A 21,175-nucleotide genomic window follows, 5' to 3' on the forward strand; every position below is an offset into this window, starting at 1 on the left:
GCGTGTTCGTTGGAGGGCGCGAGCGCGCCACAGGCTACTCGACGGCGCCATGGCCTCAATTCTATTAACCAAATCAATTTCGTCTACCGCCAGAGCGGCCGAAATTTCAGACGTTCCTGCCAATGTGTGCCGCAATGGCGTGCATATTCTCGTCAAACACAGGTCCGCAATCTTTCCTACAATTCGCCATGGGGTGCGGATTGCTCGCCGCGCGTTCATGAAGTTCGGAGAAGTGGGCCAACATTATGATCGAAACAACGCAGGTTACGACCGCTATAGACGACCCGCCAATTCTCGTTCGCCGCGCAACAGGTTGGTATGCGAACTTCTTGTTGATTGCGTTCGCGCTCCTGCCTGCCTATCTGATCGCTTATTTGTATTTCTTTCAGGACCCGCGGCTGACCTTCGAAGACCACACGTTCCATGAGATCGCCATTGCCGCGGCGACCTTGGAGGGTCTCTTTGTCAGCTATGTCACATGGCAGTGCTACAGGCACTCCGGCGAGCCAATCCTGCGCTGGCTTACCTTGGGCTTCGCGGGCTTCGTCATCATCTATGCGCTCCACGGCGCGTTCACTCCGCTCGCGCATCACGCCATGTGGCTCTTTTTGCTGTATGGGCCGGCATCTCGCCTCGTCATGGCAATACTACTTCTAGTGGGACTTTTTTCGTATCAAGCCGCGCCCGACCCCCTCGTGCGCCGCGGCGATCGGAAGTCGTGGGCAACTTGGTTCGTGATTTTCGTCATTGTGGATGTGCTCGTGGGAGTGCTTGCGAGCTCGCCGATCGCGGGTGCGCTCGGCACCCGATTGTCGCTCGAAGGCGGTGCGATGGTGATCTCGTTTGTCAACGTCGCATGCATGCTCGCGCGCAAGATTCGCTCGCCGCTGATGCAGATCTTCGGCATATCGGTAACTGCATTCGCGCTCGCCTCGCTCGCTTTCATCCTCGGCAAGCCGTGGAATCACATGTGGTGGCTCGCGCATGCGATCTTTGCAGGCGGCTTCTTCCTGCTCAGTTTCGGCATCGTCCAGGCGTTCCATACAACGCGCTCGTTTTCGACCATCTACAGCCAGGAGGAGCTCTTGGCGCGGCTGCGCGAATCGGTGGCGCGCACTGAAAGCGCCTTGCAGGAACTCCAGCGCAGTAACCAGAGGCTCAATCAGATGGCGGCTCTCGATTCGTTGAGGGGCGCTGTCAGTCGTCGCGCGTTCGTCGAGCGGGTCGAACACGAGATCGAGCGCGTCAAGAACGGTGGCGCCCCGTTCGCCGTGCTGGCCCTCGACCTCGACAACTTGAAGCAGATCAACGACACCTTCGGCCAACAGGCTGGCAACGATGTTTTGATGCGTGTCATCGATATCGGTCTCAACACACTACGCCCCTATAACGGCACTGCCCGCATGGCTGACGACGAGTGGTTGCTTTTGTTGCCGTGCGCGACGCTCGATATCGCATTGATGATCGGGGAACGCATCCGCTCGGCCGTGCAGGCGACGCAGTTCGAGGAAAATGGAGAGCGTTTCTCCGCAACGGTGAGCATCGGCATTGCGCAATCTGCGCATGACGGCAAGACGAGCGAGGCAATCATTCGCGCCGCCAACGAGCGCCTGAGCCGCGCCAAACAACACGGGCGCAACTGCGTCATTGCTGTGTAGTGTCCGGTGTCCGGGCGTTCAGCCGTTCCCCTTGAACGTCAGACGCGAGCCTCTCGCCTTGCCAATGCCTCACGTAATCGGGGGTACCCGTAGGCGCCGCGTCGACCAACGGTGCTAGCGGCTGCAGCGCAAGCGGCAGCACGCCTGCCCAGACCGGACGATTCATATCGGCGTCGTCGTCCTTCGGACCACCAGTGCGGATTTTCGATGCGGCCTCGTCGAGCGGAATGCGCAGAACGGTGGTCGAGGCCAGCTCGTTAGCGTCGCCAGGGCGCACCTCGCGAGACCGGCCGGGTGCGATGAATTCCACGAAAGCATTCAGCGCTGCGGCCTTCGCTGGCCCGTCCACTAATTCGAACGCGCCGTAGATGACAGCGGAGCGGTAGTTCATTGAGTGGTGAAAGGCCGAGCGCGCCAACACCAAACCATCCAAATGCGTAATGGTTGCGCACACTTGCGCCCCGGCGGCCACGAGCTTCAACATGCGGCTTCCATTTGAGCCGTGGATGTACAGGTGATCGCCCTCGCGCCAGCACGCCGTGGGAATGCAGTGCACCCCATCGTCATCGGCAAAGGCGAGATGGCACACGTAGGAAGCATCGATGATCGCGTAAAGAGTCGCGCGATCGTAGTGCCCGCGGTTCGGGACACGGCGCACACGGGTGCGTGCTGACGGGGGCGTGGCTTCGATGGTGGTCATGGCGAGACATCGTGATCGGTAGTTGCGACGACCAACGATAAGAAAATCATGGCACCATGTGTAGACCCACCAGCAACCGCACAATTGGAGCCACGATGGACTACGGTGTCTTGCTGTCGACGTTCGTGCGTGAGACCGGGGAGGCCGCGTCGGCGCGACTGCCTCAGCAACGTCGGCTCTACGCGTGCCTGCGGGCCGCAATTCTGAGCGGCAAGATCGAGGAAGGCACGCGCCTTTTGTCGTCGCGTTCGCTGGCCGACGAGTTGAGGATGGCACGCAATTCGGTGCTCTACGCATATGAGCGACTGACGGCCGAAGGTTTCTTGGTCGGCACGCGGCAGGGCACGATAGTGGCCGCGGTTGGCGTGCAGCAGACGCCACTCGCCGCGCCCAGCGACGCACCGGTGCTCTCACGGCGCGTGGCGAACATGATCCCGCAGGACGCCGGCATGGACGATCCGCTGCCATTCCTGCCCGGCACGCCTGCGCTCGACGAGTTTCCGCTTGCGCAATGGCGGCGCTGCATGGAACGCGCTTGGCGCAACATCGGCCCGGCTCAGCTCGGCTACATGCCGGTCCAAGGCGATATGGCGCTACGTAAGGCCATTGCCGAATACCTGCGTATCTCGCGCGGCGTACGCTGCGAGGCGCAGCAAGTTTTCATTACCGGCGGCACGCAAAGCAGCCTGGACCTTTGCGCGCGCACGCTGGCCGACGCCGGCGATACGACCTGGATCGAAAACCCCGGCTACGACGGCGCTCGCAACGCCTTTCAGGCCGCCAACCTGCAACTGGTACCGATCAGCGTCGATGCGAACGGCCTTGCGCCGCGCCTCGAAGACTGGCGTGACACCCCACCGAAGCTGATCTACATCACACCGTCGCATCAGTACCCGCTCGGAGCCGTGATGAGCCTGGACCGACGGCTGGCGTTGGTGGCCCAGGCAAGCGCAACTGGCGCGTGGATAATCGAGGACGATTACGACAGCGAATTCCGTCATCACAGCACGCCGCTTTCCGCCGTTCAGGGCTTGGCCGAGGACGCTCCTGTGATCTACCTAGGCACGTTCAGCAAGGTGATGTTTCCTGCGCTGCGCATCGGCTTCATGGTCGTGCCGCCCGCACTCGCGCCCGTCTTGCGTCATACGGCAAGCCGCCTGATGTTGCGTGGACGCGTAGCCGAGCAACTCGCTCTGGCCGAGTTCATCGAAGCGGGACACTTTACGCGCCATCTGCGGCGGATGCGGCGGCTGTACGCCGAGCGGCGAACGGCGCTGCACGAAGCGCTCGAGCGCAATTTGAGTGGTGCGTTGACCGTATCGGGCGGGGCCGGAGGCATGCATTTGTCGGCAAGACTGGATTTGCCCGTTGCGGATACCGAAGTCAGCCGCGTCGCGCGGACCCGCGGTCTGGTGCTGCGGCCGCTCTCGCGATTTTGCCTGGACGGCACGCAGGCGCATTACAACGGACTAGTGCTGGGATATGGCAGCGTCAGTGCCTCGCGAATGGATGGATTGACGAAGCAGATCGGCGAAGTACTCGACGCGATGGTGTCTCGGTAAGCCGAGACGACATGCGCACCCGTTCGCGCGGTAACTATCGGTCGGCCCCGCAGCGATAGCGGAAACCCGAAACGTCCGTTTGCGCAGCGATGGCTGACCCGCGCGTTTACCCCGTTGCCACAACAATTTTTCCGTGAAAGACTGAGCTGTATCCGCAATACCGGACGAGAGTCCGATATTTCGGACGAACGACGAAAACGGGCGCGGCGCCCCTCGTGCCAGTCGCCGCGAAGCCCGTCTCGTCACCGCTTCTTCCAAGGATCATTCCGCACCGGACAGGACTGCAAACATGAGAGTTGTCAGACACAGCGCAAATCTTCTGGTTGTTGCGGCCGCGGCTGCCCTGATGCTGCTCGCCGCCTGTACGAAGGTCTCGACGCCTGGGCAGGACGCTTCCAGCGCATCGGCGCTGCAGTCCGTTCTGCAACGAGGCACCTTGCGCGTGGGCGACTGCCTCACGTTCGCGCCTTTCGGCTTTTACAACAAAGACGGGCAGCCGGACGGCTATGACGTGGATCTTGCCAAGGAACTGGCGAAGGAAATGGGCGTCAAGCTCGAAGTGGTGAATACGACAAGCGCGAACCGGATCCCCAATCTGCAGACGGGTAAGGTGGACGTCGTCTTCTGCAACTTCACCCGCAACCTCGAACGTGCGAAGGAAATTTCGTTTACGTCGCCGTACGTCGTGGCGAGCGAGGCGTTGCTCGTTCGCAAGAACAGCGGCATTCAATCCGTGAAGGACATGTCGGGCCGCACGATCGCGACGGTCAAAGGCTCGACGAACGGTGACGAGGTGCGCGCGCTGAACATGCCGATCAAAATCCAGGAATACGACAGCTCGCAGGCCGCCATTCTGGCGGTCAAGCAAGGTCAGGCGGATGCGATGATCGAGGACAACAACTTCCTCGCTTATCAAGCCAGCCTCGATTCGAATTTGACGGTCACGAATGAAGCGCTCGTGCCGCTCGAATACAACGCGTTCGGGGTGAAAGCCGGCGATCAGACCTGGCTCAACTACTTGAATTTGTTCCTGTTCAACATCAACGCTTCGAAGCTCAACGCTCAGCTTTACAAGAAGTGGTTCGGCGCCGATCCGCGCTATCCGCTCAATCCGCAGTTCTGAGCGAGTCTGATTCGACTGATTCGCCGTCGGCCGGGGATCGTCGAGAAGGAAGGAGAAGCAATGCTTTACCAATGGCTCACGTTGTGGGGCTATGTGCCCGATTTCATCCACGCCGCGTGGCTCACGCTTCAGGTCACGCTCCTCTCCTTCTTGCTTGCGATCGCGCTCGGCTTGTCGACGGCTCTTGCAGGCGCATCGCCGATCCTCGCGCTGCGCGCCGTCGCGCGCGGCTATATCGAGCTGATCCGCAATACGCCTGTGCTGCTGCAAATTTTCATCGTCTTCTTCGGGTTGCCCTCGCTCGGTGCTCACCTCAGCGCCTACACCGCGGGCGTTATTGCGCTCGGGGTCAATGTCGGCGCTTATCTGGCGGAGGTATTCCGGGCCGGCATTCAATCGGTGCCGCGCGGGCAAATCGAAGCGGCGAGCCTGCTCGGACTCCAGCGGTCGCAAATTTTTCTCTCCGTCGTATTGCCACAAGCGGCGCGCGCCGTCTATCCCGCCATCGTCAACAATCTGATTCAGCTGCTGCTCGGGACATCGCTGCTTTCGGCGATCGCCCTGCCCGAGCTGACCGGCACCGCGATCGTGATCAACTCGCGCACGCTGCTATATATCCAGACATTCTCCATTACGCTCGTCGCCTATCTGGTGTTGAGCAACGTTCTGTCTTGGCTCGCCGAGCGAATCGGCGCGAAAGCTTTTCATCCGCCGCTTGCGATGCCCAGGCGCACCCGCCGCGGCTTTCCATTCCTGCGTCAGGCACATCGCACTTGAAGCCCTAACCGGAGAGCGGACATGTCGACGGATCTTTTGACGACGAGCCTGCCGATCCTGCTTCAGGGTCTGGCCGTCACGCTGCTATTGTCGGCCGCGGCGATCGCAGGCTCGACGATCGCCGGGCTGCTCGCAGCGGTGCTGCGTACGTTCGGCCCCTGGGACACGGGGCGCATCGCGAAGCTTTACACCGAGCTCTTCCGCGGTACGCCGGTCCTGATCACCTTGATGTTCATTTACTTCGGCGTTTCGTATTTCGGCTACGCCATCGATGTGTTCGCGGCTGGCGTCGCCGGCCTCAGCATTTATCAAGGTGCTTATATCGGCGAGATCTTCCGTGCCGGGATCGAGGCGGTGCCCAAGGGACAATGGGAAGCCTCCCAGATCCTCGGCCTCTCGAGGAGCCAGACGTTCTTCTCGGTCGTGCTTCCGCAGACCGGCAAGATCGTCCTGCCGCCCCTCATCGGACAGTACCTGTCCCTCATCAAGGACACGTCGATCGTCAGCATGATCGGCATGTCGGAGCTGATGCACGGAGGCCAGGCCATCGTCGATCGCATTGGCAAGCCAGTCGAGATCTATGGACTCGTTGCCCTGCTTTATTTCATCGTTTGTTTCCCGCTCTCGCAGTGGGTGCGCCACCATGATCGAAGGAGCTTGCCGACATGACCATGAATGCCACCGCCGAAACGAAACCCGTCATCAATCTGATGCAGGTCAGCAAGTCATTCGGCTCGACGCAAGTCCTCAAGTCCATCGATCTCGATGTGCGTCCGGGCGAGGTGCTGGTGCTGATCGGCGCTTCGGGCTCCGGAAAGAGCACCGTGTTGCGCATCATGAGCGGGCTCGAGACGGCCGATACCGGTGAAGTGTGGGTCAACGATGTCCCGCTGCACGAGTCGCGCCGGGCCAAGGAAATTCGAGGCCACGTCGGCATGGTGTTTCAGCAATTCAATCTGTTTCCGCACAAGACTGCGCTCGGCAACGTCACGCTCGCGCTGATCAAGGCGCGCAAGATGGCACCGGCCGATGCGCGCAAGCGCGGCATGGAGGCGCTCGATCGCGTTGGGTTGGCCGACCGTGCCGAGCACTATCCGAGTCAGTTGTCGGGCGGCCAGCAACAGCGTGTTGCGATCGCGCGCGCGTTGGCCGTCGAGCCGAGCATCATGTTCTTCGACGAGGCGACGTCGGCGCTCGATCCCGAGCTCGTCGGCGAAGTGACGGAAGTCATGCGGGGTCTTGCGCGCGATGGAATGACGATGGTCGTCGTCACGCACGAAATGGGCTTCGCCCGCAAGACCGCGGACCGGGTGGTGTTCATGGACAAGGGTCTCGTCGCCGAGCAGGGCTCGCCCGAGCGGATGTTCGCGAATCCGCAAAACGAGCGGACGAGACAATTCCTGCAGCGGGTGCTCGAACACTGATCGCGTTGGCGCTGGCAATCCCGATTCGCGACCGATGTTCAGACGCGGGCGGCCGGGGTAGATCGCCCGAATTGATTACTACAGATCCATGAATTCGATGAGGAACCCGAGCACTGAAGGCGCAATCGAGACGTCCGCGGCAACTCCAATGAGAGCGCGAGGCGTCGATCGTGTGATCGAGATATGCCAGCAACTCCATCTCGCGCGGCGTCCATTGACGATGCGCGAGCTCATCGATGCGACCGGCGCGCCGCGCTCGAGCGTCTACGAGCTCGTTGCAATTCTCACGGAGGCGGGCTGGCTCGAGACGACGCCGGAGGGGGAGGTGTTTTTCGGCCGGGCTATGCACTATTACGGCTCGGACTACGCAGCGCGTAACGATCTCATCAGCCGCGCGCATCAGGCCATCCTCGCGCTCGTCAGGAAGCACGACGAGACAGCGCAGCTCTGCACGCTCGAGGGCAACAAGTACACGGTGGTGCTCTCGGAGAACAGTTCACGGCCGTTCAATATCAGCTCCGAGATCGGCGTCAAGGTGCCGATTCCCTGGACCGCAACGGGAAGATTGCTCCTTGCGCATCTGAATGCGAACGAAATACGTGCACTGATTCCCGACGAAGATTTCGTTCTCGACAACGGCCAACGCATAGCGTTCGAAGACTTCCTACGCGATGTCCAGCGCGCGGCTCAACAGGGATATTGCTGCACCGAAGGATTGTCGAATACGTTCCGGCTTTGCATGGCCGCGCCCATCCGCGATTGGACAGGGCTGGCGAGTGCCGCGCTCTGCTTCATGACGAGCCGAGATACGCCTGCCGAGAAGCGTGCCTCGATGCTCGACGATCTGATCAGTCATGCGCAAAGGCTCTCGCAGCCGCTCACGCGCAGGTGAGCGCCGGGGTAGACGAGCCGTCGCTCGAACGCGGACGTCGATCGAGCGCGGACTGATTCAGCCACAGCTCGCTCAGCGCTCGGCCGGTCGCCCAAACAATGCGCGGTCCGTTACCCACACTGCAACGAGGCTTGCTCCCATCAACGGAAATAGGATGCCTAGCAACGCAAGCCCGGCCTTCCATACGCGCATCGGCGGCATGCCGTGCTCTCGGCCGGGCGCCCCGAGTTTTCCGACTGGCCGCCGCTTCCACCACATCACGCATCCAGTGACCGCCATCGCGGCGAGCCCCAGTGAAATCAAGGTGCAGGCGATTTGGTTCGCGAGCCCGAAGTAGCGTCCCATGTGCAGTGACGTGCCAAATGAAATCGCCTTTGCCACTGCTCCATAGTCACGGTAGCGGATGTCCTTCAATACCGCACCGCTGTACTGATCAAGATAGAGCGTGCGCTCGCCGCGCGGATCCGGCGGGAAATAGGTGACCGTATAAACGCCATCTGGGCTCTGCGGAAACGCGATCTCGTATGCGTGCGTCAGCCCAAACCTGCGCACGTCCTCGATTAAACGGTCGAGCGGCAGGCGCGCCCGCGGGTCATGCGCATGCGCCGGCACGCGGGGCACGGGCACGGCCCCTACTGCCCATGGCACATTGGCAAGCGGCATGTCGTCCATCGTCATCCCTGGCATCGAACCCATCCGGCTCGCATCGGCACCAGCACCAGCAACAGCATCGGCATGATCGACATGGTGCGCATCCGCGGAGTCGATCGATGGGCGCCCTCCATCGCGCGCCTGAGAATGCAGCCGCAGCCCACCCCAAGCTCCAGGCGGCGCACCCAGGCTGGCGCTCGTCGCAAGCGACTTGAACTGCTTGCCCCATGAACCGGTCCACGGCAATCCGGTCACGATGAAGGCCAACGCCCCGACCGCGAGCCAGACACCCAGCACCGCGTGCACGCTCTTCCACAACGCGCGCCCCTTCATCGAGAAGTTCGGCCAGAACTTACGGCCTGCGCGAGCGCACTCCCTCGGCCACCAAAGCGCGATTCCCGTGCCGATCATCACGAGCGTCCAACACGCCGCCAACTCCATCAGCAGTTCGCCCGGTTTGCCCAACAGCAGCTTGCGATGCAACATCCGATCGATTTGCATGAAACGATGCTCGACACTCAATGTGCCCAGCACCGCGCCGGTGTATGGATTCACGTACACGCTTTCGCGTTCGCCATCCGGCAGACGGAAGATGAACTCCGCGCTAAGCGTCGGGTCGTTCGCGATACGCGCGCTGCTGGCCACAGCGCCCTTTGGCAGGATGCCCGCCGCGCGCGCCAACAGCGCCTCCTCCGGGAGCCGGGGTTGCGCCTGCGGTTCGACTACGAGCCGGTCCCGGTAGATCACACGCTCGATCTGCGGTTGGAAGCAATAGAGCGTGCCAGTGACCGCCAGCACGATCAGCAGCGGCATGACGAAGAGCCCCGCATAGAAATGCCAGCGCCACAGCGTTCGATAACCGTTGTTCGTTGTCATCACATCCTCAGCTTCGCGTCGATATAGAACGTCCGTCCCGGGTACGGGTGATAGACGAAGTAGCGCGCGTCGAAGATGTTGTCGACGCCCACGCCAATTTCGCTTTTCTTTGTCGGCTTGAAAGTGAAGCGTGCGTCGGCCACCGTATAGGTGCTGGTGCCGCCGTACACATCAGGATTCGAGTCCGTGTTCGTCAGCGTGTTGTACTGGCGCCCGGAGTAGCGCGCCGCCAACGTCAACGCCGAGCGCTCGTCGAGGTGATACGTCGCGGCGAGATTGGCCCGCCACAGCGGGATACGATAGAAGTATTTGCCGACAGAGGCCGGGTTCTGCACGTTGGCGACAATCTTCGATTGCGTATAAGCGACGCTTGCAACGAGATCGAGTCCGCGCGCGAATACGTCCTCGCCCTGGTAGCTGAGCTCCACGCCGCGCGAGCGCACCCTGCCGATGTTCTGAAAGCTGGTGACGTTGGGGATGACCGTCGTGTCCGTCTGACTGAAGATGGTGTTCTTCACATCGTCCTGGAACAACGACATCCGAACGAGGCCATTCGAACGCGCCCATTCGGCGGCGAGCTCCTTCGACAGATCGTCTTCCGGCCTGAGGTTCGGATTGTTGTTGACGATCGAGGAGCCGTTGATCTGACCTTGGAACAATTCGCTGACGGTCGGAAAGCGGTATGCGCGGCCGATTGACGCCCGCAGCGTCAGGTCGTTGGTCACATCGAACGAGATCGAAGCTTTCGGCGAAAGGTGGTGATCGTTCGACTCGGGATAGGGCAGTCCCATCGCGCCGACGGCTTGGCGGCCGCCATAGGCGCTCCAGTTCTCGTAGCGCACGCCGTAGACGAACTTCCAGCGCGGCAAAACACGCCAGGCGTCCTGCGCAAACAGCGCCTGGGTCCGCGTCCGGCCGGCAAAAGCATTGGCGAAAGAGCCTGCCGCCCCATCGCGCCAGTTCGTCGTGTTGTACGTCTCGTTGTCGAGGAAATAGTTGTCGTAGTGATAGCCGAACGTCAGCCAATGCCCGCCCCAGCCGGCAGCCGGTGACGCGGGCGTCCACGTTGCTTTGAGGTCGAGCGTCTTCCAGCCGGTGCCGTCGCCGTAGGTTACGACGCCCGGGCCGTTGCCGGGCCCGCCCGCGCTGGCGGTACGCGCCACGCTGTTCGTCACGTCGTAGTACGAGGCGATCGCCTCCGCGTTCCACCCCGTTGCCTGATGGGTGCGCAGCGAAACGCCGTAGAGCCAGTTTTCGTTGAAACCGAGGCTTGGCGCAAGCGCGGCCGCCGGAATGGTGTACTCGTAGCCGCCGATGTCGACCTTCCCGCTGTAGACGGGATTGCCATTCGCGTCGGTGAGAAACGTCGATGTTCGGCTGTTATAGGTCTGATGCCAATAGCCGAGCGTGAAAGCGCCTTGCACGGTCGGCGTGAAGTCGTACTGCGCCCGCAGCGTGAATTGGTCCTGCACCGAGTGCTGGATCCCTTCGCCGTTGACACCGAGCACCGCAGTCGGCCTCATGGTCTGGTTGTTGTAGAAGTAGACCCCGTCGACAGGTGTATCGCCTGCCCGCGCTGGCGCCGACGATTGCGCGAGCGTCGCGAACTGCAACGGTTGGCTAGTATTCGCGAGATGATTGACGCCGAGCCGGAACGCGAATTTGCCGATTTTGTTGCCGACGGTCGCCGTCGTTTCCGTGCCGTTGAAATTCTCGTTGATGCCGTAGAGACTGAAGTGCTGCGTGAATGCCTTCACGTCCGCGTCGGCTTCGAACTTCGTCGGCATGCGTGTGGTGACGAGTACCGTGGCACCGAGCGAGTTGCCCGGATAGAGCGCCGAGTACGGCCCATAAATGACGTCGACTCTCTCGATTGAATCGGGATACACCATCGACCAGCGCGGTGCGAAAGACCAACTGTTGCCGAGCAGGTTGCTGAGCAGCAAGCCGTCGGCGTAGACGAGTCCTCGCGCGCTTTGGGCGTTGCTCGTGCCGCGCACCGCGATGATCGAATTCGGATCGCCGATGAAGCGCTTTCGCACGGCAAGATTCGGCATGTATTTCAGAACGTCCTCGGTGTTGACGACGTTCCAGTTGTCGGACTGTTTGCGCGTGACCGTCTCGACTGTCGCGGGCACATTGGGATCGATGGGGCGAGACGATGACGATCCGGCGGACTGTGCGCTGCCCGTCACGGTCACCGAGGGCAAAACGACTTCGGCGGTCTTGTCATCGGCGTACGCGAAGTGCTGCAGCAACGAGATCGGCACAACGGCGAGCGTCGCATGCCGAATCCGCTTGCGCCGGCAAGCGGATTCGCATGCCCATAAAAACAAGGACATTGCATATTCCTGAAAGCGTTGGACAAACGACCGTATGCGCCTTCAAAGGGCGCCGCGGACGGTCGAGGTGAACGGCGATCAGGAAACGAGAGGTGGGTCTCTGGGGCGGCCGGACGGAAATGCGCCGAGCGGCGTGAACCGAACGGACAGCACCGGCGCGGTCATGATCACGACCAGCGTCAGCATTGGGGCCGCGACAGCAGGCAACGCCGGCATCGCCGCATGCGTCGCCAGCAGATCGCAGTAGCCGCACGCTGATAGCGAATCAGGCGCTGAATGATGGGAAACGTCCGGCGATTCGGTAGCGGAACACAGCGCCGCGACGGGCTCACCCTCGTGAGACGCGACGACGAGCTGACTCACGATCGGCACGCAGACGATGAGCCACATGGCAATGAGGCCAAGCCATGCGGTCAGGCGTGCGTGTCGTCGAAGTGTCATGTCGTTGAAAGGTTTTCCGGCGCGGCGAAGTCTAGCATTTCGATGACTGAGTTGCCAATCGACGCAGGTTGACTGCGGCGACGATCAGCGGCGAAGCAACTCCGTGCCAGCGATAGTTCTGAGATGAAGTTTCCCGCTATCGTCCTCCTGAAAAGCGTGAGCAGGGCTTGTCAAATTCCCCTACCGCATTTAGAATGCGTCGCAAGTGGACTGGGAGTTCCTGGTCGGCGTCATAGCCTCGGTGAGCTCACCGAGGCTTTTCGCTTTCTGAAGGCGGAAAAACCTTAAGGCCCCAGTTTTCGAAGCCTTCACCCGGGCGCTCGCGGCCGCCACTGCAATAGAACTTCCGCTTCAGTACGTCGAACGCACGGTTTTCCTGGCCGGGCCTGACCACGCTCATTCCAATTGGCCTAGCGACAAGATCGGCCAGCTGTAAGCCCGGCGAGTCGACCTTCTTGTTGGCAAAGACAATCTCGAACGGCAGCGATATGCCAAGCCGATTCGCGCCATCGCAAACGCGGCGAAATTCAAGTTCAAGTTCGTTATCCTCCCTCTTGCCGCGACGCTCGACGATCACGTGCGTCAATGCGGTTTCCTCTTTCTTTTCCCGCACGAATGCATAGAGCGTCTCAAGGCAGAGACCGAGCGCAAGATGGTACGGGTTGTCATTCGCACGACCGCGCTCTCGGAGTTTTATCTTGTCAACTACGCAGCTCACCAGAACGAAGTTGCTGACTTCAATGACGCTGGTAAGCTCAGTCATGAACTGCTGCTTGTGTTCGCGATTGACAAACAACCGGAAGTCTCCCTTCTCCTTACGTATCTCGTGTTCGTGAAGGACGATCAGGTCGTGCCCGAAGTGGTTGAATTTGAACTTGTGCAACGCCGGCACGACCCGCTCGCTGTAGTGCTTCTTGTAGAAGACGCAAAATGCCAGCACGAACGCTGGATAGTTGTTGTCCAACGTCTGCATGCCATGGTCGCCACTCTCGTCCACGTAGACGACCAAATTGCTGAACTTGCTGCGAGTGGATGTAGCGCTGCTAATGTCGCCAGCCCCCGATCGGGGTTCGCTGTCAAACTGCAAGAATTGTTGTCTGGGCCTTGCATCGTTGCTCATACGTCCGGTTCGATCGCTCTTGGTTTCCCTTGCGCTCGCATTACCCTAGCCCTGTCCGTCTCCCTTCTCGGTGGCTCGGCCGAGACGGCGACGAGCAGTATGCGCGGCGCTCCGTAAATGTGAATTGTGCTTGCTGAGTTTTGGGTCTTGTGACCGTATAGGCCGGCCTCGGACGGAATAACCGACGATCAGGTCGATCCGGTCAGTCGTCAATCTGCGCCACTAAGCCTGCGGTCGGACCGTTACGTCTGCTCGCCCGGCAGGTTCGCCGCCCCACATTCGACCAATTGACATTTTTTGTTGTCAGCCTATGCTTTGAACGCCGAGAAAACCCTGGCGGCAACCGCTTCCCTTTTAGTTGATCCAACGAACGATCACCCGGAGCATCGCATGGCCATTACAAGACAGGTAATCACGTCGCTGCAGCGCGACGGCACCGACATGCTGGGGACCAAGGGACTCGCGGTGAAGATTGCCGACGAAAGTATCGTATCGGGATCGCTTTTAACCGTGGAGAGCAATCATTTCTGTGTGCTGAAGTCACGCGGCGCCGTGCTCAACGTCTACGAGACGGGCCAATACGCGCTGACCACGCCCGACAAGCCGCTTCTCGGCTCGATTGCGCAGGGCTTTTTCGGCGGATCGTCGCCGTGGGTCTTCGAAGTCATCTACGTGAACCGCTCGAAGCTGCTCATTCGCAACCAGGGTGTTGCCACGAGCGCCGAAATGGCCGAGATGGCCTATCAGGTCGACTATTACATTCACATTGACTCGAAAGAGGCAGCGCTCGACTTGATCACGCACATGCCGTTCAACGGCAATTTCATCGATACCCAGGAAGTCGCCGAATATGCGGGCCCCGCGATCGAGCAGGCGATCAACCAGATCGTCCAGGTCACGAAAATGGAAAGCATCAACGAGCACATCACCGAGATCAGAGACTCGGTGAAGATGCACCTGTCGGATTTCCTGCGGACATTCGGCATTTTGCTCAACGACGTGAAGGTGCTGATCGTGCCGAAGGACGAGCGGATGCGCGAGCTGATTTCGCTGCAGGCGATCGGCCTCACGCCGATCGAAGCCGTCCGCTACTACCTCGCATTGCGAATGGCCGAAAAAGGCCTCGTTTCCGCGCCGAACGCCGCGGCGGGCGTGCCGTTCCAGATCGGCGGCTCGGCCGCCGGCGTTTATCCGCTGGCGGGTGACACTGGTCTTCCGACGGGCGCGTGAAAAATGGACTCGGGCTTTTACGACGACGGCGTGCTGCGGCAAACCGCGATCAATCTCTTCTACGGATGGGGCTACAACTTTTACCGGCGCGAGAATCAGCTGCGCGCCGACGATCAGCTCGTGCGCAGCAAAGCCGCCTGGCTGCTCGGCATGGCCCGTACGAGTGTGGAGCTTGCCGCGGCCGAGTATCGCCGCGCCAATTTCGGCATACCGTCGCGCGAAAGGCCATTCCCCGATCCCTCGGTGAGCGCGGCATCGCAGCAGCTCGAGCGGCTCGCCGCGAGCATCAGCATGATCGGAGGCCGCTTGCAATCGCAGCCCGTGCCGGAGAACGATCGCATGACTGAACGCTATCGCCGGGAGGCCGATACGCTGAAGGCTCTCACCGATTGCGACGAGAGGCTGGTCGGCCAATGCAAACTGCTGCACGCGACGCTCGATACACGCGGCGGTGAATGGCTGCTCGAACATCTCGACGAACTGAATCGAGGGCTCGCGGCCATTCAGGAGACGTTGCGACGGCGGGAAGCGGCTTTGCTCGATCGGATCGAGTAACGGAGGTTTCGAGCGCGTGTCGCCGCGTCGTTACGTCGCTTCTTCGCGATAGATCGCGGTAACGGGCGCCTCTCCCACTCGCGCGTAACCGCGATACATGCCTTCCGTATTGAACGGCATCGCGAGATTGCCGAGCGCATCGACGGCGATGACACCACCCCGGCCCGCGATGCGCGGCAACCGGTTCATGACGACATCATGCGCGGCCTCGCGCAACGACACTTTGCGATATTCCATTTGAGCCGCGACGTCGTAAGCAGCGACGAGCCGAATGAACATTTCACCGGTGCCCGTCGACGATACCGCGCAGGTCGCGTCGTTTGCGTAGCAGCCGGCGCCGATGATCGGGCTGTCGCCGACACGCCCGGGCCGCTTGTTCGTGATGCCGCCCGTCGACGTTGCCGCCGCGAGATGGCCGTTTCGATCGAGCGCGACGGCACCTACCGTGCCGAGCTTCGTGTCCGGGTCAAGCGGTTCCGGCGCGCGTGCGGCTGCTCTGCCGTTCTCCGTGCGAAACATCAACGCGCCCGAATCGTGATCGAGAACGGCTCCTGTGGCTTGCCTGGCCTTCAACCATTGCGCGAGCCGAAACTCGCTATCGAAGTAGCCGGGCTCGACCAGTTCGAGCCCTTCAGCCATCGCGAACACCTCGGCGCCGGCGCCGGCCAGCATCACATGGTCGGTCGCTTCCATTACGCGGCGCGCGGCAATCACGGGATTGCGCAGTCGCGTGACGCCGCAAACGGCGCCGGCCGCGAGCGTCGCACCATCCATGATTGCGGCGTCGAGCTCGTGCTTGCCGTCAGCGGTGTAGACCGAGCCACATCCCGCGTTGAAAAGCGGGCAGTCCTCGAGCATTTGCACCGCGATGCTCACGGCGTCGAGCGCACTGCCCCCTTTGGTCAAGACTTCCTGCGCCGCGGCGAGTACGGCGTTCAACTCAACCCGATAGTGCGCCTCGGTTTCCACATTCAAGTCCTGGCGCAGGATCGTGCCCGCACCACCGTGAATCGCAACGATGGCTTTCGAATTCATGGTTCGATTCGGTCAATTGCCTCGACGATATGGCCGAGATAATCGCGAAGGCGGGGCGCTTTGCTGCTCATACCGGCTGCGCCTCCGCGAGAACACGCGCCCGGAACTTGTCAGGCAAAGCATTCGGCGTTAGAACGTCTACCTTGACACCGAGCAGATCCGCCAATTTGTACCGAATGATCCCGACATTGAGCAGCGACATGCCCGGCCTTGGCTCGACCAAAAGGTCGAGATCGCTTTCTTCGGTGTCTTCGCCGCGGACCACCGAGCCGAACACGCGTGCGTTCGACGCACGGTTATCCTCCACGATCCTGCGAATTTCCTCACGGTGCGCGTTCAGCGCGATAGATGGTTTCACGAGAAGCTCTGATTGAAGCGTCTATTATAGCGGTCAGTCAACGAGAACTGTGGAACGACGATGTCCACGCCAGACCGACCACTAGCAACGCTCGATAAGCCAACACACCTGCCCCGCTTCGCCATGCGCGCGCTGGCCGTTTTATTGGTCTTGCTTTTGGCGATCGCCATTGGCGGACGTGCGCTCGTGCACTCGAGTCTGCCCACCATCGACGGAACGCGTGTCGCGCCCGCCCTGCAGGCGCAAGTCACCATCGAGCGAGACAAGCTCGGTGTGCCGACACTCGAGGGGAGCACCACCGCCGATATCGCCTATGCCACCGGCTTCGTGCACGGGCAGGATCGGTATTTCCAAATGGACCTGCTGCGACGCGTCGCGGCTGGCGAACTGGCCGCGCTCATCGGCCCGCCCGCGCTCGATCTCGATCGGCTTCATCGACTCCATCGCTTCCGCGCCCGCGCGCACGCAATCGTCGCGTCGCTCGACGACGACTCGCGACTGCTGCTCGATCGGTACACGGCCGGAGTCAACGACGGTTTGGCCTCGCTCAGTGCAAGGCCGTTCGAATATTGGCTGCTGAAAAGCCGCCCCGAGCCTTGGACCGCGGAAGACACGCTGCTCGTGATCTACGCCATGTACTTCGATCTGCAGTACGAAGAATTGCAGCACACGCTCTCGCGCGCGGCACTGCGCGAGAGCGTGCCGGCCCGATTGCTGCCGTTCCTCTTGCCGACGTCGAGCCATTGGGATGCGCCGCTCGATCGCGTGCCGTCCCGCACCGCGAACAAAACCCACGCAGCAACCGTCGAAAGCTACCCCGTTCCTCCCTCCACCCCCGATTGGGTGAGCGCGCCGCCCGTTCATGCGCAAGCATCTGAAGGAGAGGACATGGCGGCCGCGCCTGCGGCAATGGTCGGGAGTAACAACTGGGCAGTCGATGGCGCGCACGGCGCAAGCGGTGCCGCCATTTTCGCGAGCGATATGCATCTGGGCTTATCGCTGCCGAACATCTGGTACCGGCTTTCCGTCGACACGAAGGATCCTCAGGGCAAGAGCCGACGCATCACCGGCGTGAGTCTGCCCGGTACGCCGGCAATCGTCGCGGGCAGCAACGGCAAAATCGCCTGGGGCTTCACGAACAGCTACGGCAATTTCCTCGACGTCATCGACCTCGAGGTCGATCCGCAAGACCCGCTGCGCTATCGAACGCCCGACGGGCACTGGGCGCGCGCATCGGTACATCGCGAGCGAATCGCCGTCAGCGGAGCAGCCCCGGTCGAATTCGACGTTGCCGATACTCAATGGGGGCCAATGCTGAAAACGGGCGCGCACACTTACGCGATACGTTGGGTGGCGCACGACGCGCGGGCAGTCAACCTCGGATTGGCCCGGCTCGCCGACGCGGACAATGTTGCGAGCGCTTTGACGATCGGCGCGAGTTGCGGCATTCCTACGCAAAACCTGACCGTCGTCGATGCGCAAGGCAATATCGGCTGGACCGTCGCCGGCCCGCTGCCTCGCCGGCTACCGACGCATGCGTCGACGACGGCGTTGACTGATTTCCCCGTGCGAAGCAACGAATATCGCGGCTGGAACGGCTATCTGAACCCGCCCGAATACCCCCGACTCGTCGGCCCTCCGGGTGGACGGATATGGACGGCGAACAACCGACAGCTCGCCGGAGTGGAGCAAGCAAAAATCGGCGACAGCGGCAGCGACGTCGGTGCGCGTGCCACGCAAATCCGCGATGCGCTGTTCGCGCGCGATCGTTTCAGCGAGCACGATATGCTCGCCCTGCAAACGGACGATCGCGCGCTTTGGATCGAGCCTTGGCGGAAGCTAGCGCTCGAAACGCTCGACGAAGCCACACTCGAGGGGCATCCGCAGCGTGCGAAATTCCGGCGTCTCATCGAACAATGGAACGGTCGCGCGGACGCCGATGCGGTCGGCTACACGTTGGTGCGCGCGTTTTACTCCGCATTCTACGAGGCGTGGTTCGGCGGCCTCGACGCGGAGCTGGCAAAGACGCAGCCCGATCTCAACTATCGCCACGCCACCTCGCGCTCGCTCGCCGTCATGGAGGCGCTGGCCCAGCATCGAGCCTGGGTGCCGTGGCGTTTCGACGGCTGGCATGCGTTCGCGCTCGACCGCATCGATCGAGCCATCGAGTCAGTGACGCAAAACGGCACGACGCTCGACGAGGCGCGCTGGGGCGATCGCAATCGCGCATCGATCAAGCACCCCTTCGCCCGGATGATTCCATCGTGGGTTCCGATAATCGAGTCCCGTCTGGAAGCGCCGCGCGATCCGCTGCCGGGCGACATCAACATGCCGCGAATCCAGTCGCCCTCGTTCGGTGCCTCGGAGCGCATGGTGATATCGCCGGGACATGAAGCCCAAGCGATCTTCGAAATGCCGGGTGGCGAATCGGGGAATCCAGCGTCGCCCTATTTTCTAGCGGGCCACGAGAACTGGGTGCACGGCAATGCGAGCCCGTTCTTGCCTGGTCCGGCCGTGCATCGACTCGTGCTGATGCCGGGCTCGTCGTCACACTGAGCCTTTCTTTCCTCGGCACGCTTCCGGTTGACTCACGATCGCCGGGCTCGCCGGGGTCAATCGAACAACCCTTCGATCCCCGGCAGTCCCTCGCAACAGTCGTTGACGAAAAACGTCACGAGCGCGCGTGCCCGCTCGGGCGCAATGCGGCATCGCTGTATCCTGCCCTGACGCTCCTGCGTCATGAGTCCTGTCGCGACGAGCTGAGCAATATGGTGCGCAAGTGTCGACTTCGGAATGCCGACTTGCTTTTGAATTTCGCCCACCGCAAGGCCGCCCTCTCCCGCTTTCACAAGAAGCTGGAAGATCTGTAAGCGGTGCGGATGACCGAGCTCGGCCATGCACCGCGCGGCGACGTCGAAGGCGATATCCGTCAATTTGGCAAGGGTTCCATCGTTCAACCACGGAGCAGCCGCGTAGCCTGGCGAGAACGAACGGTGTCATTGTCGCGCCGAGGCCGAGACCGAGAGCGAAGCGAGGTGAAACCTGCTTCGACCCGACCGGGTTCAAGCCCTATGTCGCGCAAAACGTCGTCGCTCAAGCTGCCGAACAATCGCAAATTTGCGCGACGCCGACGCTCCGCGGCCAGATTATCGAAAATGTCACGGACCCAGTCAAACATGATCGAACCTTGATTGAACGATAGTTCCAGAACTATAGTCCAATCATCGACGAATGCAAGGAGAACCTGCATGCCAGAGGCCACGGAAAGACCGATTCGAGCCACGGGGGGCTGTCTTTGCGGCTCAGTGCGATACACGGTTCGGGGCGAGTTGCGCGATGTCATCGCTTGCCACTGCCCGCTCTGCCGCCGCCTGCACAGCCACTTCGCGGCCTATACCGAATGCGATTCGGCCGACATCGAGATCGTCGGCACGGGCAAGCTGCGTTGGTACCGCTCCTCGCCTGTTGCACGACGAGGCTTCTGCTCTCGATGCGGCGCGCAGTTGTTTTCGGAAAGCAGCGACAAGCGGCGGATTGCAATCGCCGCGGGGACGATCGATGAGCCGACCGGGCTACGGCTCACGCGGCACGTGTGCGTTGCTAAAAAGGGCGACTATTACGAAATTGCGGATGGCTTGCCGCAGATCGCCGGCCGGCAAAGCTGCGAATGAGGCGTACTTCAGCGCGGCTCTGCCTCGCCGCTCGCCTTCGCATAGAGCGATGAATCGGCGAACCCTTCGGCCGCGAGCACACGGCCGACGAGGATCAGCGCGGTCCGTTCGATGTCGGTCTGCCGGACCTTGTCGACGATATCGGCCACTGTTCCGAGCACACGCTCCTCATCGGGCCAACTGGCACGATAGATGACGGCAATGGGACAATCGTCGCCGTAATGCGGGCGAATCTCCTCTACGATGCGTGCGAGGTGCCGCACGCCGAGGTGAATCGCCATCGTCGCGCGATGGCGTGCGAGATCGCCGAGCCGTTCGCCCTCCGGCATTGGCGTCTTGGTTGCGAAGCGCGTGAGAATCAGCGTTTGCGAGACGTCGGGCAACGTCAGCTCGCAGCCGAGCGCGGCGGCACAGGCGGCCGTCGCCGTGACGCCGGGCACGATTTCGTAAGGAATGCCAACTAAGCGGATGCGGCGAATCTGTTCGCCGATCGCTCCATAAAGCGACGGGTCCCCGGAATGTAAGCGCGCGACGTCCTGCCCTTCGCGATGCGCTTCGACGATCAAGGTGACGATTTCGTCGAGATCGAGTTCTGCCGTATTCACCACGCGCTCGGCGACGTTGCCCTCGAGCACCGCGGGAGGAACGAGCGACCCTGCATAAAGAATGACGGGACAAGTCCGCACGAGCCGTTGCCCCTTCACGGTAATGAGCTCGGGATCGCCGGGTCCGGCGCCGATAAAAAACACTGTCATCCTGT

Annotated in this window: 21 protein-coding genes; 11 read left to right on the forward strand and 10 right to left on the reverse strand. The window is 61.5% G+C overall.

The window, feature by feature from the left end; all coding sequences use genetic code 11:
• Window positions 1-245 precede the first annotated feature (245 nt).
• Window positions 246-1,658: a GGDEF domain-containing protein gene (locus tag B0G57_RS25405; protein WP_018441027.1), complete on the forward strand. Its 1,413-nt coding sequence runs from the start codon at window positions 246-248 to the stop codon at window positions 1,656-1,658.
• On the opposite strand, the gene B0G57_RS25410 is transcribed toward B0G57_RS25405, so the two are convergent.
• Window positions 1,645-2,358, reverse strand: a complete 714-nt coding sequence (locus tag B0G57_RS25410; protein WP_083925635.1) for a pyridoxamine 5'-phosphate oxidase family protein — start codon at window positions 2,356-2,358, stop codon at window positions 1,645-1,647. The genes B0G57_RS25405 and B0G57_RS25410 overlap by 14 nt on opposite strands.
• A gap of 95 nt (window positions 2,359-2,453) precedes the next feature.
• Between B0G57_RS25410 and pdxR the strand changes: the two genes are divergently transcribed.
• The 6 genes from pdxR (at window position 2,454) to B0G57_RS25440 (ending at window position 8,136) form a co-directional block, all read left to right on the forward strand.
• A complete protein-coding gene (pdxR, locus tag B0G57_RS25415) occupies window positions 2,454-3,920 on the forward strand; it encodes a MocR-like pyridoxine biosynthesis transcription factor PdxR (protein ID WP_018441025.1) in 1,467 nt (488 codons plus the stop codon).
• A gap of 289 nt (window positions 3,921-4,209) precedes the next feature.
• Complete coding sequence (locus tag B0G57_RS25420) at window positions 4,210-5,043, forward strand: ABC transporter substrate-binding protein (RefSeq protein WP_026229733.1); 834 nt, start codon at window positions 4,210-4,212, stop codon at window positions 5,041-5,043.
• Between the two features lie 60 nt (window positions 5,044-5,103).
• Window positions 5,104-5,820, forward strand: a complete 717-nt coding sequence (locus B0G57_RS25425; RefSeq protein ID WP_018441023.1) for an amino acid ABC transporter permease — start codon at window positions 5,104-5,106, stop codon at window positions 5,818-5,820.
• A gap of 21 nt (window positions 5,821-5,841) precedes the next feature.
• A complete protein-coding gene (locus tag B0G57_RS25430; RefSeq protein WP_018441022.1) occupies window positions 5,842-6,489 on the forward strand; it encodes an amino acid ABC transporter permease in 648 nt (215 codons plus the stop codon).
• Entirely contained in the window at window positions 6,486-7,244 is a 759-nt protein-coding gene (locus B0G57_RS25435; protein WP_018441021.1) for an amino acid ABC transporter ATP-binding protein, read from the forward strand. Before B0G57_RS25430 ends, B0G57_RS25435 begins: the two co-directional genes overlap by 4 nt.
• Before the next feature lie 148 nt (window positions 7,245-7,392).
• On the forward strand, window positions 7,393-8,136 hold the full coding sequence (locus B0G57_RS25440; protein WP_018441020.1) for an IclR family transcriptional regulator: 744 nt from the start codon (window positions 7,393-7,395) through the stop codon (window positions 8,134-8,136).
• A gap of 72 nt (window positions 8,137-8,208) precedes the next feature.
• Here B0G57_RS25440 and B0G57_RS25445 read toward each other — a convergent pair whose 3' ends face one another.
• From B0G57_RS25445 to B0G57_RS25460, 4 genes are all read right to left on the reverse strand, one after another.
• Window positions 8,209-9,663 (reverse strand): PepSY-associated TM helix domain-containing protein, encoded by a 1,455-nt coding sequence (locus B0G57_RS25445; RefSeq protein ID WP_018441019.1) that lies wholly within the window; start codon window positions 9,661-9,663, stop codon window positions 8,209-8,211.
• Entirely contained in the window at window positions 9,663-12,005 is a 2,343-nt protein-coding gene (locus B0G57_RS25450; RefSeq protein WP_018441018.1) for a TonB-dependent receptor, read from the reverse strand. The genes B0G57_RS25445 and B0G57_RS25450 overlap by 1 nt, the downstream gene beginning before the upstream one ends.
• Before the next feature lie 78 nt (window positions 12,006-12,083).
• Window positions 12,084-12,446 carry a DUF2946 domain-containing protein gene (locus B0G57_RS25455; protein WP_026229731.1) on the reverse strand — a complete coding sequence of 121 codons (363 nt, stop codon included), beginning with the start codon at window positions 12,444-12,446 and terminating at the stop codon, window positions 12,084-12,086.
• Window positions 12,447-12,693: 247 nt separating this feature from the next.
• Entirely contained in the window at window positions 12,694-13,566 is an 873-nt protein-coding gene (locus B0G57_RS25460; protein ID WP_020566220.1) for a DUF3800 domain-containing protein, read from the reverse strand.
• 390 nt (window positions 13,567-13,956) lie between these two features.
• Between B0G57_RS25460 and B0G57_RS25465 the strand changes: the two genes are divergently transcribed.
• Together B0G57_RS25465 and B0G57_RS25470 are read left to right on the forward strand one after the other, a co-directional pair.
• Window positions 13,957-14,796 carry an SPFH domain-containing protein gene (locus B0G57_RS25465; protein ID WP_018441015.1) on the forward strand — a complete coding sequence of 280 codons (840 nt, stop codon included), beginning with the start codon at window positions 13,957-13,959 and terminating at the stop codon, window positions 14,794-14,796.
• Between the two features lie 3 nt (window positions 14,797-14,799).
• Entirely contained in the window at window positions 14,800-15,351 is a 552-nt protein-coding gene (locus B0G57_RS25470; protein ID WP_018441014.1) for a hypothetical protein, read from the forward strand.
• Between the two features lie 30 nt (window positions 15,352-15,381).
• Here the strand turns inward: B0G57_RS25470 and B0G57_RS25475 are convergent, their stop codons facing one another.
• Window positions 15,382-16,386, reverse strand: coding sequence for an isoaspartyl peptidase/L-asparaginase family protein (locus tag B0G57_RS25475; RefSeq protein ID WP_018441013.1), 1,005 nt, complete (start codon window positions 16,384-16,386; stop codon window positions 15,382-15,384).
• Between the two features lie 67 nt (window positions 16,387-16,453).
• Window positions 16,454-16,744 carry a nucleotidyltransferase family protein gene (locus tag B0G57_RS25480; RefSeq protein ID WP_018441012.1) on the reverse strand — a complete coding sequence of 97 codons (291 nt, stop codon included), beginning with the start codon at window positions 16,742-16,744 and terminating at the stop codon, window positions 16,454-16,456.
• 60 nt (window positions 16,745-16,804) lie between these two features.
• On the opposite strand from B0G57_RS25480, the gene B0G57_RS25485 reads away from it, so the two are divergent.
• Window positions 16,805-19,300, forward strand: coding sequence for a penicillin acylase family protein (locus tag B0G57_RS25485; RefSeq protein ID WP_223258529.1), 2,496 nt, complete (start codon window positions 16,805-16,807; stop codon window positions 19,298-19,300).
• Window positions 19,301-19,356: 56 nt separating this feature from the next.
• Here the strand turns inward: B0G57_RS25485 and B0G57_RS25490 are convergent, their stop codons facing one another.
• A complete protein-coding gene (locus B0G57_RS25490; RefSeq protein WP_018441010.1) occupies window positions 19,357-19,677 on the reverse strand; it encodes an ArsR/SmtB family transcription factor in 321 nt (106 codons plus the stop codon).
• Between the two features lie 20 nt (window positions 19,678-19,697).
• Window positions 19,698-20,087: a DUF1127 domain-containing protein gene (locus B0G57_RS32420; RefSeq protein WP_108912770.1), complete on the reverse strand. Its 390-nt coding sequence runs from the start codon at window positions 20,085-20,087 to the stop codon at window positions 19,698-19,700.
• Here B0G57_RS32420 and B0G57_RS25500 point away from each other — a divergent pair.
• Window positions 19,993-20,415 (forward strand): GFA family protein, encoded by a 423-nt coding sequence (locus B0G57_RS25500; RefSeq protein WP_051090042.1) that lies wholly within the window; start codon window positions 19,993-19,995, stop codon window positions 20,413-20,415. The genes B0G57_RS32420 and B0G57_RS25500 overlap by 95 nt on opposite strands.
• 8 nt (window positions 20,416-20,423) lie before the next feature.
• Here B0G57_RS25500 and cobM read toward each other — a convergent pair whose 3' ends face one another.
• The gene (cobM, locus tag B0G57_RS25505; RefSeq protein WP_018441007.1) at window positions 20,424-21,170 is read right to left on the reverse strand and encodes a precorrin-4 C(11)-methyltransferase; all 747 of its coding nucleotides are present in this window, start codon (window positions 21,168-21,170) and stop codon (window positions 20,424-20,426) included.
• Window positions 21,171-21,175 lie beyond the last annotated feature (5 nt).

Source organism: Trinickia symbiotica (genome assembly GCF_002934455.1).
GTDB lineage: Bacteria > Pseudomonadota > Gammaproteobacteria > Burkholderiales > Burkholderiaceae > Trinickia > Trinickia symbiotica.

Coding starts and splice junctions, on each gene's coding strand:
- B0G57_RS25405 (WP_018441027.1), top strand. CDS start 246: ATGATCGAAACAACGCAGGTTACGACCGCTATAGACGACCCGCCAATT.
- B0G57_RS25410 (WP_083925635.1), bottom strand. CDS start 2,358: ATGACCACCATCGAAGCCACGCCCCCGTCAGCACGCACCCGTGTGCGC.
- pdxR (WP_018441025.1), top strand. CDS start 2,454: ATGGACTACGGTGTCTTGCTGTCGACGTTCGTGCGTGAGACCGGGGAG.
- B0G57_RS25420 (WP_026229733.1), top strand. CDS start 4,210: ATGAGAGTTGTCAGACACAGCGCAAATCTTCTGGTTGTTGCGGCCGCG.
- B0G57_RS25425 (WP_018441023.1), top strand. CDS start 5,104: ATGCTTTACCAATGGCTCACGTTGTGGGGCTATGTGCCCGATTTCATC.
- B0G57_RS25430 (WP_018441022.1), top strand. CDS start 5,842: ATGTCGACGGATCTTTTGACGACGAGCCTGCCGATCCTGCTTCAGGGT.
- B0G57_RS25435 (WP_018441021.1), top strand. CDS start 6,486: ATGACCATGAATGCCACCGCCGAAACGAAACCCGTCATCAATCTGATG.
- B0G57_RS25440 (WP_018441020.1), top strand. CDS start 7,393: ATGAGAGCGCGAGGCGTCGATCGTGTGATCGAGATATGCCAGCAACTC.
- B0G57_RS25445 (WP_018441019.1), bottom strand. CDS start 9,663: ATGACAACGAACAACGGTTATCGAACGCTGTGGCGCTGGCATTTCTAT.
- B0G57_RS25450 (WP_018441018.1), bottom strand. CDS start 12,005: ATGTCCTTGTTTTTATGGGCATGCGAATCCGCTTGCCGGCGCAAGCGG.
- B0G57_RS25455 (WP_026229731.1), bottom strand. CDS start 12,446: ATGACACTTCGACGACACGCACGCCTGACCGCATGGCTTGGCCTCATT.
- B0G57_RS25460 (WP_020566220.1), bottom strand. CDS start 13,566: ATGAGCAACGATGCAAGGCCCAGACAACAATTCTTGCAGTTTGACAGC.
- B0G57_RS25465 (WP_018441015.1), top strand. CDS start 13,957: ATGGCCATTACAAGACAGGTAATCACGTCGCTGCAGCGCGACGGCACC.
- B0G57_RS25470 (WP_018441014.1), top strand. CDS start 14,800: ATGGACTCGGGCTTTTACGACGACGGCGTGCTGCGGCAAACCGCGATC.
- B0G57_RS25475 (WP_018441013.1), bottom strand. CDS start 16,386: ATGAATTCGAAAGCCATCGTTGCGATTCACGGTGGTGCGGGCACGATC.
- B0G57_RS25485 (WP_223258529.1), top strand. CDS start 16,805: ATGTCCACGCCAGACCGACCACTAGCAACGCTCGATAAGCCAACACAC.
- B0G57_RS25500 (WP_051090042.1), top strand. CDS start 19,993: ATGCCAGAGGCCACGGAAAGACCGATTCGAGCCACGGGGGGCTGTCTT.
- B0G57_RS32420 (WP_108912770.1), bottom strand. CDS start 20,087: ATGACATCGCGCAACTCGCCCCGAACCGTGTATCGCACTGAGCCGCAA.
- cobM (WP_018441007.1), bottom strand. CDS start 21,170: ATGACAGTGTTTTTTATCGGCGCCGGACCCGGCGATCCCGAGCTCATT.